This is a genomic window from Neobacillus drentensis NBRC 102427, from assembly GCF_001591445.1.
Lineage (GTDB): Bacteria > Bacillota > Bacilli > Bacillales > Cytobacillaceae > Neobacillus > Neobacillus drentensis.
The window spans coordinates 1-16,819 of sequence record NZ_BCUX01000020.1; the positions used below are offsets into that span (position 1 = coordinate 1).

16 protein-coding genes and 1 riboswitch are annotated in these 16,819 nt (G+C 42.5%); of the genes, 15 read left to right on the forward strand and 1 reads right to left on the reverse strand.

Annotated elements, in window-relative coordinates:
* The first annotated feature begins 363 nt into the window (after positions 1-363).
* From BDR01S_RS11145 to purD, 14 genes are all read left to right on the forward strand, one after another.
* Positions 364-1,224, forward strand: coding sequence for a mechanosensitive ion channel family protein (locus BDR01S_RS11145; protein WP_066249700.1), 861 nt, complete (start codon positions 364-366; stop codon positions 1,222-1,224).
* A gap of 27 nt (positions 1,225-1,251) precedes the next feature.
* Entirely contained in the window at positions 1,252-1,449 is a 198-nt protein-coding gene (locus BDR01S_RS11150) for an NETI motif-containing protein (RefSeq protein WP_066249702.1), read from the forward strand.
* An 88-nt stretch (positions 1,450-1,537) separates the two neighbouring features.
* Positions 1,538-1,639, forward strand: a riboswitch (purine riboswitch).
* Between the two features lie 129 nt (positions 1,640-1,768).
* Entirely contained in the window at positions 1,769-2,257 is a 489-nt protein-coding gene (gene purE, locus BDR01S_RS11155; RefSeq protein WP_066249705.1) for a 5-(carboxyamino)imidazole ribonucleotide mutase, read from the forward strand.
* On the forward strand, positions 2,250-3,398 hold the full coding sequence (gene purK, locus BDR01S_RS11160; RefSeq protein WP_066249707.1) for a 5-(carboxyamino)imidazole ribonucleotide synthase: 1,149 nt from the start codon (positions 2,250-2,252) through the stop codon (positions 3,396-3,398). The genes purE and purK overlap by 8 nt, the downstream gene beginning before the upstream one ends.
* 3 nt (positions 3,399-3,401) lie before the next feature.
* Positions 3,402-4,700 (forward strand): adenylosuccinate lyase, encoded by a 1,299-nt coding sequence (purB, locus tag BDR01S_RS11165; protein ID WP_066249710.1) that lies wholly within the window; start codon positions 3,402-3,404, stop codon positions 4,698-4,700.
* 82 nt (positions 4,701-4,782) lie between these two features.
* Positions 4,783-5,496, forward strand: coding sequence for a phosphoribosylaminoimidazolesuccinocarboxamide synthase (gene purC, locus BDR01S_RS11170; protein ID WP_066249713.1), 714 nt, complete (start codon positions 4,783-4,785; stop codon positions 5,494-5,496).
* The gene (gene purS, locus BDR01S_RS11175) at positions 5,489-5,743 is read left to right on the forward strand and encodes a phosphoribosylformylglycinamidine synthase subunit PurS (protein WP_066249716.1); all 255 of its coding nucleotides are present in this window, start codon (positions 5,489-5,491) and stop codon (positions 5,741-5,743) included. Before purC ends, purS begins: the two co-directional genes overlap by 8 nt.
* Positions 5,740-6,423: a phosphoribosylformylglycinamidine synthase subunit PurQ gene (gene purQ / locus BDR01S_RS11180; RefSeq protein WP_066249722.1), complete on the forward strand. Its 684-nt coding sequence runs from the start codon at positions 5,740-5,742 to the stop codon at positions 6,421-6,423. The genes purS and purQ overlap by 4 nt, the downstream gene beginning before the upstream one ends.
* Complete coding sequence (gene purL, locus BDR01S_RS11185; protein ID WP_066249724.1) at positions 6,407-8,632, forward strand: phosphoribosylformylglycinamidine synthase subunit PurL; 2,226 nt, start codon at positions 6,407-6,409, stop codon at positions 8,630-8,632. Before purQ ends, purL begins: the two co-directional genes overlap by 17 nt.
* Positions 8,608-10,020, forward strand: a complete 1,413-nt coding sequence (purF, locus tag BDR01S_RS11190) for an amidophosphoribosyltransferase (RefSeq protein ID WP_066249726.1) — start codon at positions 8,608-8,610, stop codon at positions 10,018-10,020. The genes purL and purF overlap by 25 nt, the downstream gene beginning before the upstream one ends.
* 15 nt (positions 10,021-10,035) lie before the next feature.
* Positions 10,036-11,070, forward strand: a complete 1,035-nt coding sequence (gene purM / locus BDR01S_RS11195; RefSeq protein ID WP_066249729.1) for a phosphoribosylformylglycinamidine cyclo-ligase — start codon at positions 10,036-10,038, stop codon at positions 11,068-11,070.
* Complete coding sequence (gene purN, locus BDR01S_RS11200; RefSeq protein WP_066249732.1) at positions 11,067-11,669, forward strand: phosphoribosylglycinamide formyltransferase; 603 nt, start codon at positions 11,067-11,069, stop codon at positions 11,667-11,669. The genes purM and purN overlap by 4 nt, the downstream gene beginning before the upstream one ends.
* Positions 11,644-13,182 (forward strand): bifunctional phosphoribosylaminoimidazolecarboxamide formyltransferase/IMP cyclohydrolase, encoded by a 1,539-nt coding sequence (gene purH, locus BDR01S_RS11205; RefSeq protein WP_066249734.1) that lies wholly within the window; start codon positions 11,644-11,646, stop codon positions 13,180-13,182. Before purN ends, purH begins: the two co-directional genes overlap by 26 nt.
* A gap of 20 nt (positions 13,183-13,202) precedes the next feature.
* Positions 13,203-14,474 (forward strand): phosphoribosylamine--glycine ligase, encoded by a 1,272-nt coding sequence (gene purD, locus BDR01S_RS11210; protein ID WP_066249738.1) that lies wholly within the window; start codon positions 13,203-13,205, stop codon positions 14,472-14,474.
* A gap of 118 nt (positions 14,475-14,592) precedes the next feature.
* Here purD and BDR01S_RS11215 read toward each other — a convergent pair whose 3' ends face one another.
* Positions 14,593-14,898, reverse strand: coding sequence for a YgaP family membrane protein (locus BDR01S_RS11215; RefSeq protein ID WP_066249740.1), 306 nt, complete (start codon positions 14,896-14,898; stop codon positions 14,593-14,595).
* Between the two features lie 170 nt (positions 14,899-15,068).
* Here BDR01S_RS11215 and BDR01S_RS11220 point away from each other — a divergent pair, with 170 nt between their 5' ends.
* Positions 15,069-16,814: an adenine deaminase C-terminal domain-containing protein gene (locus BDR01S_RS11220; RefSeq protein WP_066249743.1), complete on the forward strand. Its 1,746-nt coding sequence runs from the start codon at positions 15,069-15,071 to the stop codon at positions 16,812-16,814.
* Positions 16,815-16,819 lie beyond the last annotated feature (5 nt).

Below are 16,819 nucleotides of genomic sequence, written 5' to 3' on the forward strand. Positions count from 1 at the left end.
TTGCCAGGCACATTTAAAAAACAACCAGAAATGGTTGTTTTTTTGCGTTTGTGCCCGTGGGGGAGGAAAAAAGCCATGGACGGTAACAAAGAAGGGTCTTAAGTTACCGTAGAGGACTAAAAAGGCCATGGACGGTAACAAAGAAGGGTCTTATGTTACCCGAGAGGACTAAAAAAGCCATCGACGGTAACAAAGAAGGGTCTTATGTTACCTGAGAGGACTAAAAAGTCCTTCAACGGTAACTAAAGAGTGCTCCAAGGTTATCGCAACATAAACTGATACCAATAAAATTACTTTCCCATCGATTGTTTTTAACATCAAATATTGCAAACACTAAGTATGATTGGAAAACAAGTAGGTGATATGATGGATTGGATGGAATTTCTGCATCACTATAAACTGATAAGCATCCTATTAGCAGCTATTATTGCAAGAGTCATTGTTTTTATCATAAATAAAACGGTTCATAACTTTTTTCTAAAAACCCATTTCATTGAGGAACGTAAAGAGCAAACGATCGAAAGCATGCTGCGCTCGTTAACAAAATACACAGTTACCATTAGTTTCATCTTTTTTGCCATATCCGAATATGTAAGTAATTTTGGAAGAATTCTTGCCGGGGCAGGAATTCTCGGGGTAATCCTTGGGTTTGGAGCTCAAAGCTTAATCAAAGATATTCTTTCGGGTATTTTTTTAATTTATGAAAAGCAGCTGCATAAGGGCGATTTTATAACAATTAATAATACATTTAATGGAACGGTTGTGGATATTGGATTAAGGTTCGTAAAAATTCGAGAATGGAGTGGAAAGGTTTTAACGATTAGCAATGGAGAAGTAAAGCAGATTCATAACTTTAATATCGATAAAATGCGGGTGATTGAAAGGGTAGTGGTAAGCTATCGTGAGAATCCTGAACGAGTGTTTGAAATTCTTGAGATTGCTTGTGAAAATATAAATGAAGTACACAAACCGTGTCTAAAATTAGACCACTCCAATTGTCCAATAGAGCCGTTTAAAGTATATGGAATAACCACCATAAATTCGGGCTATCGAGGGATAGAATACACAGTGACTGGTCTGGTTGATGATGCCTATTACTGGGATGCAGCCAAGGGTGCAAGAAGAATTATCGCTCAAACCCTTTTCAATTATCAAATAAAACTGGCGGAAGATACCATGTTAGTAAGACAATTCGAAAATGCCTTAGTAAGAGAGGAAAAATAATAGTGGAATCGGAGGTAAGTATTGTCAATGGGTAAAAAGAAAATGCAATTTGAGGTTCAGGAAAATGAAAGTATTGAGGACTGCTTGAATAGAATGAAAAAGTTGGGATATACTCCTGTACGCCGAACGGAAAAGCCCATTTTTCAAGAAATCAAAAAAGGCAGTGAAACTATTTATGAACCTGTAGCGCGACAAATTATCTTTGAAGGCACATTAATCGAGTAAAACACGAACATTATAGTGTTATTTGAAAATAACGTTCGATTTATCTGTTGACACCTTCATGAGTTGATTGTAAGATATAGGAGTGAATTAAACAATTAATCTTTACCCTCGTATATCCATGGGGATATGGCCCATAAGTTTCTACCCAATAACCGTAAATTATTGGACTATGAGGGAAAGTCAATAAGTCTGGCAAATAAGGGGCAGCCCCTTACTTTATGTTGTCTATCATCATGATGCCCGGACAAATGGCTTTCTCTTTCTAGAGATGCTATTTGTTTCGGGCATTTTATTTTGGTAATAAAAGGGGGATTTTTGGATGACGGTTCTTGTTGGAGTTATCATGGGAAGTAAATCAGACTGGGAAACAATGAAACATGCCTGTGAAGTACTTGACCAATTCGAAATTACTTATGAAAAAAAGGTCGTATCGGCTCATCGGACACCTGATTTGATGTTTACATATGCGAAGGAAGCCAGAGAAAGAGGCTTGAAGGTGATTATTGCCGGAGCTGGAGGTGCGGCCCATCTTCCTGGGATGGTAGCGGCCAAGACCACCCTGCCAGTAATCGGAGTGCCCGTACAAACACAGGCATTAAAGGGGTTAGATTCATTGCTGTCAATCGTCCAAATGCCTGGTGGTGTACCCGTAGCAACCGTTGCAATAGGAAAAGCTGGTGCGGTGAATGCCGGCTTACTGGCCGCACAAATTTTAGCAACTGTTGATGCTGAACTCGCTGACAAATTAGAGGCTAAAAGAGAAGCTACCAAACAAGCGGTACTAGAAAGTAGTGATCAACTTGTCTAATAGAACCATTTTACCAGGTGCGACAATTGGAATAATTGGCGGCGGCCAGCTTGGCAGAATGATGGCGCTAGCGGCAAAGGCTCAAGGCTTTCGAATTGCAGTTTTAGAACCGACGGCGGATTCACCGTGCGGACAAGTTGCTGATATTGAAGTGATTGGGGCTTATGATGACCGCGAAGCCATTGGTAAATTAGCGGAAGTTAGTGATGTAATAACCTATGAATTTGAAAACATTGATGCCGATACATTAATGTGGTTATGTAATCAAGCCTATGTCCCGCAAGGCCCGAGGTTGCTAACCATCACGCAGGACAGGATTAAGGAGAAAGCGGCGATCCAACAATCAGGTGTAGAAGTAGCACCCTATGAAGTAATTTACAGCTTAGAGGATTTATTTTTAAAAATAAATACAATCAGTTACCCGGCCGTCTTAAAAACGGCAAGAGGCGGTTATGACGGAAAGGGTCAACTGGTGATTAGGGAACCGCAGGATTTATCAAAGGGTGAGCCCCTTCTAAAACATGGTGCCTGTGTATTAGAGAAATGGATTCCTTTTGAAAAAGAACTATCGGTAATTGTGACAAGAAAGCTTGATGGGGAAACTTCTTTTCTCCCAGTGGCTGAAAACATACATGTAGAGAATATTTTAGATACGACGATTGTTCCTGCACGAATTTCAGAAGTTTTACAGAGTGAAGCTGTACTACTAGCAAAGAAGCTGGCCGATTCGTTACAATTAGTCGGGACGCTGGCTGTCGAAATGTTTTTGACGAGCGATGGAACGATTTATATAAATGAATTGGCACCACGGCCGCATAATTCCGGCCATTTCTCAATCGAAGCTTGCGAGACGTCACAGTTCGAACAGCATATCCGAGCGATTTGTAATTGGCCGCTAGGGAATACGGGGCTATTAAAACCGGCTGTTATGGTCAACCTATTAGGAGAGCATCTTGAAAATCTATATGAGGAAATTCCGACGATGAACGACTGGAAGATTCATTTATATGGAAAGAAAGAGGCGAAAACAAAACGGAAAATGGGCCATGTGACGATTTTGCGAGATAGTGTCGAAGTCGCGCTTGCAGAAATGAAAGAAAGCAGTATCTGGAAAAGAGCTAAAGAAAAGATCGGGGGATAAAACATGATTGATCGTTATACACGACCGGAAATGGGAGCAATTTGGACAGAGGAAAACCGCTTTAACGCCTGGCTTGAGGTGGAAATACTTGCATGTGAGGCATGGGCGGAACTAGGTGATATACCAAAGGAAGATGTCAAGAAGCTTCGTGAAAATGCCTCTTTTAATATTGACCGTATTAAAGAGATTGAAGAAGAAACTAGGCACGATGTGGTTGCATTTACCCGCGCAGTATCAGAAACACTTGGGGAAGAGAAGAAATGGGTTCATTACGGGTTAACGTCAACGGATGTCGTCGATACGGCCCTTTCTTATATCTTAAAGCAGGCCAATGCGATTTTACAAAAGGACTTAGAAAACTTTATTGAGATCTTAAAAAATAAAGCCATAGAACATAAGTTTACCGTTATGATGGGACGGACGCACGGTGTTCATGCGGAGCCAACTACATTTGGCTTAAAGCTTGCACTTTGGTATGAAGAAATGAAACGGAACCTGGAGCGCTTTAAGCAAGCGTCCGAGGGTATTGAGTTCGGAAAGATATCCGGTGCGGTTGGGACCTATGCAAATATTAATCCATTTGTAGAACAGTATGTGTGCGAAAAATTAGGACTCGGTCGAGCGCCAATTTCTACCCAGACTTTGCAGCGTGACCGTCATGCCCATTATATGTCAACGATTGCGTTGATTGCCACTTCGATTGAGAAGTTTGCTGTGGAGGTTCGAGGATTACAAAAGAGTGAAACACGTGAAGTCGAAGAGTTTTTTGCAAAAGGTCAGAAGGGATCGTCGGCAATGCCGCATAAACGAAATCCGATTGGTTCCGAAAATATGACGGGAATTGCACGTGTGATTCGTGGATATATGCTGACTGCCTATGAAAATGTACCGCTTTGGCATGAACGTGATATTTCTCATTCATCTGCAGAACGAATCATTTTACCAGATGCAACGATTGGTTTGAATTATATGCTGAATCGTTTCGGTAACATTGTGAAAAACTTGACGGTTTATCCGGAGAATATGAAGCGTAACATGGATAGGACGCTTGGCTTAATTTATTCCCAACGCGTGCTGCTTGCTTTAATTGATAAAGGCTTATCTCGTGAAGAATCGTATGATACCGTGCAGCCAAAAGCGATGGAGGCATGGGAGAAACAAGTTCCTTTCCGCGGTTTAATTGAGGCAGAGGAAAAAATTACATCGTTGTTATCGGCTGCTGAAATCGCTAATTGTTTTGATTATAGCTATCATCTGCAACATGTAGATACTATCTTTGATCGCTTAGGATTGAATGAGTAAAAGGAGGGCGTAGAAGGGGTCATTCGTGCCCCTCTCTTAGCTTAAAAATTCTCAATATTGCAAATTAGGAGGCGTTTCCCAAATGAAAAACCCTTTATACGAAGGAAAAGCAAAACGAATTTACGCCACAGACGATGAACAGATTGTTTTGGTTGAATATAAGGATTCAGCAACTGCTTATAACGGACAAAAGAAGGCTGACATTACAGGAAAAGGTCGTTTAAATAACGAGATTACTAGTTTGTTATTTTTAAAACTTAAAGAACAGGGAATTGAGTCCCATTTTATCAAGCGTATATCCGAAACGGAACAACTGGTGAAGAAAGTATCGATTATCCCGCTTGAGGTAGTTGTAAGAAATGTGGCCGCTGGCAGTTTTTCAAAAAGATTGGGAGTCGAAGAAGGACGCGACCTATCGGGGCCGATTGTAGAATATTACCTCAAAAACGATGAGCTCGGAGACCCGCTTGTCACCATCGATCACATTCTTGAACTTCAAGTGGCAACAGCTCAGGAGGCAGCAATTTTACGAGAAAAGGCACTCCAAATTAATACCGTTTTATCAAGCTTTTTCAATGACCTTGGTATACGTCTCATCGACTTCAAACTAGAGTTTGGCACTGACGCAGACGGAAATATTTTACTTGCTGATGAAATTTCCCCCGACACTTGCAGGCTTTGGGATAAAGAAACCAATGAAAAGCTCGATAAGGATGTATTTCGACGTGATTTAGGAAGCTTAACAGATGCCTATGAAAATATTTTAACCAGATTGGGAGGACATCAGCATGTATAAAGTAAAGGTATTTGTCACATTAAGAGAAAGTGTATTAGACCCACAGGGGAAAGCAGTTACCCATTCCTTACATTCATTAAATTACCAACAAGTAGCCGATGTCCGAATCGGTAAATATATGGAATTAACAATTGAAAAGTCAGAGCGGGATATAAATGAAGTCGTTAATGAAATCTGTTCAAACCTGTTAGCCAATCCGGTCATTGAAGATTACCGTTACGAAGTAGAGGAGTGTGTTACTCTGTGAAATTTGCAGTGATCGTCTTCCCTGGATCAAATTGTGACGTTGATATGTTCCATGCCATTCAAGACGAACTCGGAGAGCAAGTTGAATATGTCTGGCATGATTCTGAAAGCTTAGAAGAATTTGATGGAATTCTACTGCCGGGCGGCTTCTCATATGGAGACTATTTACGGACTGGCGCCATCGCTAGATTTAGTAATGTTATGAAGGAAGTTATAAAAGCGGCAGAAGCAGGAAAGCCAATTCTTGGAGTATGTAACGGATTCCAAATTCTCCTCGAAGCAGGGTTACTGCCGGGCGCTATGAGACGAAATGAGAGCCTCTCGTTTATTTGTAAGCCTGTCGAGTTAAAGGTAGAAAACAATCAGACGATGTTTACGAATGAATACAGCAATGGGGAAACGATCATCATCCCTGTCGCACACGGTGAAGGAAACTACTATTGTGACGAGGAAACACTCGCGAGACTGAAAGAAAATAATCAAATTGTCTTTACCTATAACCAGAATCCGAACGGAAGCCTTGCCGATATCGCTGGAATTACCAATGAAAAAGGAAACGTTCTTGGTATGATGCCTCACCCGGAAAGAGCAGTAGATGAACTTTTAGGCGGCGCCGATGGTTTAAAAATGTTCCAATCGATTGTAAAAGCTTGGAGGGAAGCACATGTTGTCAACGCTTGAACCAAATCCGAATCAGATTAAAGCAGAAAAAATTTATCAGCAAATGGGTTTATCCGACGAAGAATTTGCAATGATTGAAAACATTCTTGGACGCACACCGAATTATACCGAAACAGGCCTTTTCTCAGTTATGTGGTCAGAGCACTGCAGCTACAAAAATTCGAAGCCGATTCTAAAGAAATTCCCGATTACAGGCGAACGAGTCCTGCAAGGGCCCGGTGAAGGTGCGGGGATCGTCGACATCGGCGATGAACAGGCGGTTGTTTTTAAAATTGAAAGTCATAACCATCCATCAGCGATTGAGCCTTATCAAGGAGCAGCAACTGGTGTCGGCGGGATTATCCGCGATGTATTCTCAATGGGAGCAAGACCGATTGCAATGTTGAATTCACTTCGTTTTGGTGAACTGGATTCAGCAAGAGTTCGCTACTTATTTAAAGAGGTCGTTGCTGGGATTGCTGGTTATGGAAACTGTATCGGAATTCCGACGGTAGGCGGCGAAATTGGGTTCGATCCATGTTATGAGGGGAATCCGCTTGTTAATGCCATGTGTGTTGGCTTAATTGATCATAAGGACATCAAAAAAGGGCAGGCCCATGGTGAAGGCAATACCGTCATGTATGTTGGAGCAAAAACAGGCCGAGATGGAATCCATGGTGCGACCTTCGCCTCTGAAGAATTAACGGAACAATCGAGTGAGGACCGTCCAGCGGTTCAAGTCGGTGATCCATTCATGGAGAAGCTGTTGTTAGAGGCTTGCTTAGAGCTGATCCATTGTGATGCGCTTGTTGGCATTCAAGATATGGGTGCAGCGGGACTTATTAGTTCATCTGCGGAGATGGCCAGTAAGGCTGGAATGGGCATTGAAATGAATTTAGACATGGTGCCACAACGTGAAACAGGGATGACTGCTTACGAAATGATGTTGTCAGAATCTCAAGAGCGTATGTTGATTGTTGTTAAAAAGGGAAGAGAACAAGAAATCGTTGAGCTTTTTGAAAAATACGGTTTAGAAGCAGTAGCAATTGGAACGGTGACTAGCGATAAACAGATGCGACTTTTCCATAAAGGCGAAATCGTGGCGGATGTTCCAGCTGATGCACTTGCGGAAGAAGCACCGGTTTACCACAAGCCATCAAAAGAACCAGGTTATTTTGCAGAATTCCAAGCGATGGATAATGAAATTCCACAGGTGGATGATCTGAAAGAAACGTTAATCAATATTTTAAGTCAGCCGACTGTAGCAAGTAAGGAATGGGTCTATGAGCAGTACGATTACATGGTTCGAACCAATACTGTCGTATCACCAGGTTCGGACGCTGCAGTTGTAAGGATTCGTGGTACGCGTAAAGCATTAGCGATGACAACTGATTGTAATTCCCGCTATGTCTACTTAGATCCAGAAACAGGCGGAAAAATTGCTGTAGCTGAAGCTGCCCGCAACATCGTTTGCTCTGGTGCGGAACCACTAGCCATCACTGACAATCTAAACTTTGGAAACCCAGAAAAACCAGAAGTGTTCTGGCAGATTGAAAAAGCTGCTGACGGCATGAGTGAAGCCTGCTGCGTTCTAGAAACACCGGTTATCGGCGGCAACGTCTCTTTATATAACGAAACAAGCGGAACAGCAATCTATCCAACCCCAGTCGTTGGGATGGTTGGTTTAGTAACAGATATTGATCATATTACTACGCAAAACTTTAAAAATATCGGGGATCTCATTTATTTAGTCGGAGAAACAAAGGATGAATTTGGCGGCAGTGAGCTCCAAAAGCTTCTGAACGGGCGAGTATTCGGAAAAGCCCCTGAATTAAATGTAACGATTGAAAAGGAAAGACAAAATCAGGTTCTTGCAGCGATTCGTGCAGGATTGGTAGAGTCAGCTCATGATTTATCAGAAGGCGGGTTATCCGTAGCGTTAGCAGAATGTCTTTTCACAAATGAAAAGCTTGGAGCTGAAGTAAACATCGTTGGAAATCCCGTTTCAGCTTTATTTAGTGAAACACAATCCCGCTTCCTTTTATCTATCCAAAAAGAGCATCAACAGGAGTTTGAAAGTTTAGTAGACGCAGTCCAAATTGGAACTGTAAATGATTCTGCAAAACTAAACATCACAATTGGTGAGTCACCTGTACTTGAAGCGACAGTGGAAGAATTAAAAGATGCCTGGAAAGGGGCGATCCCATGTTACCTGAAATCAAGGGATTAAACGAAGAGTGCGGAATTTTTGGGGTTTGGGGACATGTTGATGCAGCGCAACTGACTTATTACGGACTTCACAGCCTGCAGCATCGCGGCCAGGAAGGAACCGGTATCGTGGTCTCTGATGGCAAACAGCTGAAAGGGGTAAAGGGCGAAGGACTAGTTGCTGAGATTTTTACCACTGAAGTGATGAAGGAATTGACAGGTACATCTGCGATTGGTCACGTTCGTTATGCAACGGCAGGAGGCGGCGGTTACGAAAACGTTCAGCCGCTCTTGTTTCATTCTCAAACCAGCAGTCTTGCACTTGCCCATAATGGCAACTTAGTGAATGTGAAATCATTAAAACATCAGCTGGAGGCACAAGGCAGTATCTTTCAAACAAGCTCTGATACTGAGGTGCTTGCTCACTTAATGAAAAGAAGCGGTTACTCTGATTCAAAGGATCGTGCCAAAAATGCACTTTCGATGTTAAAAGGGGCATATGCTTACCTAATCATGACAGAAACCGAATTAATGGTGGCACTAGATCCGCACGGCTTACGACCTTTATCACTTGGTTGTCTTGGGGATGCCTATGTTGTCGCATCGGAAACCTGTGCCTTTGATGTGGTGGGTGCGGAATATATTCGTGATATTCGGCCGGGAGAACTATTGATTATCAACGATCAGGGAATAGTATCTGAACAATTCGCTGTTAGTTCAACCAAAGCGATTTGTACGATGGAATATATTTATTTTTCAAGACCGGATAGTAATATTCAAGGAATCAACGTCCATACAGCCCGTAAGAACCTTGGGAAAAGAATGGCGGTCGAAGCGCCATTTGAAGCGGATGTTGTCACAGGAGTACCGGATTCCAGCATTTCTGCTGCGATTGGTTATGCGGAAGCAACGGGGATTCCCTATGAAATGGGGCTCATTAAAAACCGCTATGTCGGAAGAACGTTCATCCAGCCATCCCAATCGTTACGTGAGCAAGGGGTAAAAATGAAGCTCTCTCCTGTACGAGGTGTCGTTGAAGGCAAGCGGGTCGTAATGGTAGACGATTCAATTGTGCGTGGAACAACAAGCAGACGGATTGTGAAGATGCTAAAAGAGGCTGGCGCAACAGAGGTTCATGTGGTTATTACCTCTCCTCCAATTAAAAATCCTTGCTTCTATGGGATAGATACATCGACGAAAGAAGAATTAATTGCCTATGATAAATCAATTGAGGAAATGAGAGTGCTAATTGGTGCGGATACACTCACGTTTATAAGCGTTGAGGGGATGATCGAAGCGATTGGCAGAAAAGATGGGGACGGCACAAGCGGCTATTGCCTTGGCTGTTTCACAGGAAATTATCCAACCGAAATATACCCGGATACACTCCAATATTATTACCAAAAGTAGAAAGGAGCGAGCAGAGTGGCAAATGCGTATAAGCAAGCAGGCGTTAATATCGAAGCAGGATATGAAGCAGTAGAAAGAATGAAAAAGCATGTTCAAAAAACAGCCCGGGCTGGCGTCCTTGGCAGCTTGGGTGGATTTGGCGGCATGTTCGACCTATCGGCACTCCAGTTAAAAGAACCTGTTTTGGTGTCAGGCACCGATGGGGTGGGCACAAAGCTGATGATTGCTTTTTGGATGGATCAGCATGATACGATTGGTATTGATGCGGTCGCTATGTGTGTTAATGATATTGTCGTTCAAGGGGCAGAGCCTTTGTTCTTTCTAGATTATATTGCCTGCGGAAAAGCTCAGCCTGAAAAAATTGAGGCGATCGTTAAAGGGATTGCCGATGGTTGTGAGCAGGCTGGCTGTGCACTCATTGGCGGAGAAACGGCTGAAATGCCTGGCTTGTACAGTGAAAATGAGTATGATTTAGCCGGATTTACAGTAGGCGCTTGTGAGAAGTCACAGCTTATCACGGGCAAAACGATTCAAGCGGGAGATGTGCTGATTGGTTTAGCGTCGAGCGGTATTCACAGCAATGGTTATTCACTCGTTAGAAAAGTGTTTAATGACTGGCCGTTACTAGATTTTGTCGATGAACTCGGGTGTACATTAGGAGAAGAATTGCTTAAACCTACAAAAATCTATGTGAAACCGATTTTGTCTGCGTTGAAAAAGTTTCCTTTAAAAGGGATGGCTCATATAACGGGCGGTGGATTTATTGAAAATATTCCGCGCATGCTGCCACAGGGTCTTGGTGCTGAGCTGTATGAAAAGAACTGGGAGATCCCAGCTATTTTTAAATTGCTATCTTCGCATGGACAAATTAATTACTCAGAGATGTATAATATTTTTAACATGGGGATTGGAATGGTTATTGCTGTCGATCCGGAAAATGCAGCAGACCTGTTGGAGCATTTTAACCAATCTGGAGAAACCGCGTATGAAATTGGTGTAGTAACTGGGAATGAAGGAATTCACATCAAGGCGCAAGGTGGCCACCTATGAGGAAGATTGCTGTATTTGCATCAGGAAGCGGAAGTAATTTCCAAGCCCTAATTGATGTAATTCAATCGGGCCAACTGGATGCGGAGATTTCTCTACTAGTTTGCGATCAACCGGGGGCCTATGCGATTGAAAGAGCAAGAGCTGCGAAGATTCCAAGTTTTGTCTTTACCGCAAAGGACTATCCTGGTAAGGAACATTACGAAGAAGAAATTTTAGCCCAATTAAAGAAGTATGGGGTTGAGTTCATTGTCCTTGCTGGTTACATGCGTTTGATTGGTTCGAAATTATTAGCTGAATTTAAAGGAAGAATCGTCAATATCCACCCCTCATTGCTTCCAGCCTTTCCCGGCAAAGATGCGGTTGGGCAGGCGTTGGCTGCTAAAGTCAAATGGAGCGGTGTCACCATCCATTTTGTTGATGAGGGTATGGATACGGGTCCGATTATTATTCAGGAGCGGGTCCGACTTGACGAAAGTGAAACAAGAGAAAGCCTGCAGAAGAAAATCCAACAAAGAGAACACAAGCTTTATCCGTCTGTACTTCAAATGCTATTGACACAAGGAGATGTAGTAAATGACACAAAAGCGCGCACTCATTAGTGTTTCTGACAAAAATGGAATTACTGAATTTGCCAAAGAATTAGTCAGCCTCGGATATGAACTGATTTCTACAGGGGGAACAAAAAAAGCTCTTCAAGAGCAGGGAATTCCTGTTCTTGGCGTGAATGATGTCACAGGGTTTCCGGAAATTTTAGAAGGCCGTGTGAAAACATTAAATCCATTGATCCATGGTGGCTTGCTCGCGAAACAGGATGACGCTGCCCATCAACAACAGTTAGATGAGCATGGAATTCAGGCTATTCAATTGGTTTGTGTTAACTTGTATCCTTTCCAGCAAACCATTGCCAAACCAGATGTTACTGTTGCCGATGCGATTGAAAACATAGATATCGGCGGTCCAACCATGCTTCGTGCCTCTGCCAAAAACCACCAATATGTAACCGTGGTTGTTGATCCGGCAGATTATCAGACGGTTATCGACGAGTTAAAGGCTGAGGGTGCAACAAAGTTTGAAACAAGAAGAAAGCTTGCAGCGAAAGTATTCCGTCACACCGCGGCCTATGATGCCTTAATTGCGGAATACATGACCCAATTGGCCGAAGAAGAAAACCCTGAGCAATTAACGGTTACCTACGAATTAAAGCAAACCCTTCGTTACGGGGAGAATCCTCATCAACAGGCAGCTTTTTATAAAAAGCCACTTGGATCAACGTTCTCAATTGCTAATGCAGTGCAGCTTCATGGCAAAGAACTATCTTATAACAATATCAATGATGCGGATGCAGCCCTTCAGATTGTTAAAGAGTTTTCCGAACCTGCGGCTGTAGCCGTAAAACATATGAATCCATGTGGTGTCGGTACAGGTAAAACAGGTTATGAGGCATTCACAAAAGCATTTGCGGCGGATCCTGTTTCGATTTTTGGGGGAATCATTGCATTTAACCGCGAAGTGGATGCCGAAACAGCGGGCAAGCTTCATGAAATTTTCTTAGAAATTATTATTGCACCGTCCTATTCAGAGGAAGCGTTAGCTATATTAACAGGGAAAAAGAATCTGCGCCTGTTAACCATTCCTTTTAATGAGGCAAAAAAACTTGAGCGGAAAATGACAACGATTGAAGGCGGATTGCTTGTTCAGGATCAGGATCGGTACACATTGGAAGATGCCACTGTCACGATTGCAACAAAAAGACAACCAACAACTGGTGAATGGGAAGCCTTGAAGCTAGGCTGGAAGGTTGTTAAACATGTGAAATCCAACGCCATTGTTGTTACGGCAGAGGATATGACGATCGGAATTGGTGCCGGCCAGATGAACCGAGTAGGTGCAGCTGAAATTGCCCTAAAGCAAGCAGGTTCAAAAGCAGAGGGAGCAGCCCTTGCATCTGACGCCTTTTTCCCAATGGACGATACCGTAGAAGCAGCAGCGAAAGCAGGAATTACCGCCATTATTCAACCAGGCGGCTCAATCCGTGATGTAGATTCAATTAAAAAAGCAGATGAGTATGGGATAGCAATGGTATTTACTGGAGTAAGACATTTCAAACATTAATACGGGTGGAGGGCATTCGAATGAACGTACTGATAATTGGCCGCGGCGGTAGAGAACATGCGATTTGCCGAAAAGTAAGTGAAAGTTTGGATGTAGAAAAAGTATTTGTTGCACCGGGCAATCCCGGGATGGCTGATTTCGCAGAGCTTGTGTCGATCGCGGAATCGGAACATGAACAATTGCTTCAGTTTGCTAAAGAAAAGGGTGTAGGCCTGACCATTATTGGTCCAGAGGTTCCCCTGCTGGAAGGTCTTGCGGATAAATTTGAAGCAGCTGGTTTGGCTGTATTCGGTCCGCGTGCAGCAGCAGCGAAGATTGAAGGAAGCAAGTCATTCGCAAAGGAATTAATGAAAAAATACAATATTCCTACCGCTGACTATGCTGTGTTCACGAATTACGAGGATGCCCGGAACTATATAGAAGAAAAAGGTGCGCCGATTGTCATTAAAGCAGACGGATTAGCAGCAGGAAAAGGTGTTACCGTTGCGCTTACGAAAGACGAGGCACTCGCAAGCATAGAAGAAATGCTCATTGATGCGAAATTCGGGGCAGCGTCTTCACGTGTTGTTATTGAAGAGTTTTTAGCAGGTGAGGAATTTTCGTTGATGGCGTTTGTAAACGGTGAGGTTGTCGTGCCGCTTGAAATCGCTCAGGATCACAAACGTGCCTTTGATGGGGATCTTGGTCCAAATACAGGAGGAATGGGTGCCTATTCACCTGTACCACAAATTGGTGACGATACCGTTCAAACGGCTGTAGAAACTGTCCTTATTCCGGCAGCAAAAGCAATGGTCGAGGAAGGAAGAAGCTTCTGCGGTGTGTTATATGCAGGTTTGATCAAAACAACAGAGGGTCCAAAGGTAATTGAATTTAATGCCCGCTTTGGCGATCCTGAAACACAAGTGGTCTTGCCAAGGTTAAAATCAGATTTCGTTCAAGTCGTGATGGAGCTCTTAAATGGAGGGTGTCCCGCTCTTGAATGGGATGAACAGGCTATGATTGGTGCCGTAGTGGCTGCAAAAGGATACCCTGAAGCATATGAAAAGGGTGCAGTGCTAACTGGGTTAACCGATATTAGTGATGAAGTTTTCACTTTTCATGCAGGAACTGCGAAAAATGAAGAGGGCGAGTTTATCACGGCTGGCGGCAGGGTGCTCCTAGTAGGGGCTAAAGCCGGAAGTATCGTGGAAGCACAGGAAAAAGTGTATCGTGAACTCGAAAAGTTAACATGTGATGGTGTATTTTATCGAAAAGATATCGGTGCAAAGGCCATCTTACCCGTTACACGTTAAACGGAACATGAACCATCAATTCTTATTAAGGGCTGACCACTAAGGGTCAGCTCTTTTTTTTAGCTAGTTAAAGAGGGAATTTGATCAAATTTTTAAAAATTCGGATTTCAAATCCACCTTAAGTTGGATTATACGGTACCAGCTCATTACCATCCCCGTTCGTAAGTCCTTCCATTCCATCCATTGAATCCATCGCCCGGTCGTGATCCTCAATCATGCACTGACATTTTTCAAATAAAGCTGTCAGCGGACAGTAGCGGACAATACCCTCAGCCACCTTCATTGCTGCGCACATGGCGACAAACAAATAGGAATCTCTCCAAGGGTGTTTGACCAACTTAGAAGTTGTCCAGGAGAGAAGCGTTAATCCAATCGTAATCCGAATTAATGCATTGATCAAACTAATATTTGGTTTAACATTCATTTTGTGCACTCCTTCACAAATTGTTTACAATAATTATCAATTCTTTAATGCGTTAAACAATAAAATATGATAATATTGTATCTAAAGAATTTTTTGTAAGGGCTTTCTTTATTGCTAAATCAACTTATTATTATATAGATAGTATTTTTGAAAAAGGGGAGGGACGACGTATGCTAGAGCAACGCTACCGCTGGAAAAATAAACACTTACGCACGCATGTATCCGTTTTGGATGGAAAAACGTCTCCAACCATTTTATTGAAAAACGCCTTGTATTTAAATCAGACGTTTAAAAAGTGGTTAAGAGCAAATATTTGGATTTATGAAGATCGGATTGTTTATGTGGGTGAGAACTTACCAACACAGCTCGAAAACTGTGAAGTCATTGATTGTACCAATGAAATAATTGTTCCGGGATACATTGAACCACATGCCCATCCGTTTCAATTATATAATCCCCTAACGCTGGCTGCGTATGCATCTCAGTTTGGGACAACAACCTTAATTAATGACAATATGGCCTTGATTTTACATTTAGAAAAAAGGGAAGCGTTTACATTATTGAAGGATCTTCGATCGATTCCAACAACGATGTATTGGTGGAGCCGTTTTGATTCACAAACAGAAATTTTGAATGAAGAAGAAATTTTTTCACATAGTAATGTTAAATCCTGGCTTGAACATGATGCGGTTCTTCAGGGCGGAGAATTGACAGGGTGGCCAAAACTGCTTGATGGCGATGATATGATGCTCCATTGGATTCAAGAGGCAAAGCGGATGCGCAAGCAAATTGAAGGTCATTTCCCTGGTGCTTCGGAAAAAACCTTGGCAAAAATGATGCTGCTTGGTGCCGATTGTGACCATGAAGCAATGACCGGTGAAGAGGTTTATAACCGCTTAATGCAGGGGTATATGGTATCCTTAAGGCATTCATCAATTCGTCCGGATTTGCCAAATATACTGGATGATATGATGCGATTAGGTATAGATGCTTATGATCGAATAATGTTTAATACAGACGGCGCATCTTCAACCTTTTACGAGCAAGGAGTTACCAATGCGATGATTCGCATTGCGATTGAAAAAGGAGTACCGGCAATTGATGCGTATAATATGGCAACCGTCAATATTGCCCGTTATTACAATATTGACCATCTTCATGGTAATATAGCAACTGGCCGGGTAGCTAATCTTAACTTCTTATCGAGTATTGAAAACCCAACACCTGTGTCTGTCCTTGCAAAAGGGAAATGGGTAAAACGGGATGGACAACAAGTGACCGATGCTTATCCTCCGATTAGTTGGGAAGAATATGGTCTAAAGCCGATGGAGCTGGAGTGGGAATTGACTTTAGATGATATGCAATTTTCTATGCCATTTGGGATCAAGATGGAAAACGCTGTGATTACAAAGCCATATTCCATTGCCATTGATGCATCAGCAGATGACCTGCCAATGAATCACGATGAGTGCTTTTTCACATTAATCGACCGAAATGGGAAATGGAGGATAAATACGCTCTTAAAGGGATTTGCCACTACCTTATCCGCATTGGCTAGTTCTTATTCAAGTACAGGCGATATTATTTTAATAGGTAAAAACAAACAAGACATGCTTCATGCTTTTAATAGAATGCGAGAATTAGGCGGCGGGATTGTAATGGTTGAGGATAACCAGGTTGTTTGCGAACTGCCATTATCCTTACATGGAATCATGTCCAATCTCCCAATTGAGGAATTAATCAGCCAAGAAAAAAGACTGCTTATCGAGTTAAGAGATCGAGGTTATACATTCTCAGATCCTATTTACAGTCTGGCTTTCTTTTCTGCAACACATTTGCCTTACATTCGGATTACTCCAAGGGGAATGTACGATGTGATGAATAAAACAGTACTCTTTCCGTCAATAATGCGTTAAACTGT

Coding starts and splice junctions, on each gene's coding strand:
- BDR01S_RS11145 (WP_066249700.1), top strand. CDS start 364: ATGATGGATTGGATGGAATTTCTGCATCACTATAAACTGATAAGCATC.
- BDR01S_RS11150 (WP_066249702.1), top strand. CDS start 1,252: ATGGGTAAAAAGAAAATGCAATTTGAGGTTCAGGAAAATGAAAGTATT.
- purE (WP_066249705.1), top strand. CDS start 1,769: ATGACGGTTCTTGTTGGAGTTATCATGGGAAGTAAATCAGACTGGGAA.
- purB (WP_066249710.1), top strand. CDS start 3,402: ATGATTGATCGTTATACACGACCGGAAATGGGAGCAATTTGGACAGAG.
- purC (WP_066249713.1), top strand. CDS start 4,783: ATGAAAAACCCTTTATACGAAGGAAAAGCAAAACGAATTTACGCCACA.
- purS (WP_066249716.1), top strand. CDS start 5,489: ATGTATAAAGTAAAGGTATTTGTCACATTAAGAGAAAGTGTATTAGAC.
- purL (WP_066249724.1), top strand. CDS start 6,407: ATGTTGTCAACGCTTGAACCAAATCCGAATCAGATTAAAGCAGAAAAA.
- purF (WP_066249726.1), top strand. CDS start 8,608: ATGTTACCTGAAATCAAGGGATTAAACGAAGAGTGCGGAATTTTTGGG.
- purN (WP_066249732.1), top strand. CDS start 11,067: ATGAGGAAGATTGCTGTATTTGCATCAGGAAGCGGAAGTAATTTCCAA.
- purH (WP_066249734.1), top strand. CDS start 11,644: ATGACACAAAAGCGCGCACTCATTAGTGTTTCTGACAAAAATGGAATT.
- purD (WP_066249738.1), top strand. CDS start 13,203: ATGAACGTACTGATAATTGGCCGCGGCGGTAGAGAACATGCGATTTGC.
- BDR01S_RS11215 (WP_066249740.1), bottom strand. CDS start 14,898: ATGAATGTTAAACCAAATATTAGTTTGATCAATGCATTAATTCGGATT.
- BDR01S_RS11220 (WP_066249743.1), top strand. CDS start 15,069: ATGCTAGAGCAACGCTACCGCTGGAAAAATAAACACTTACGCACGCAT.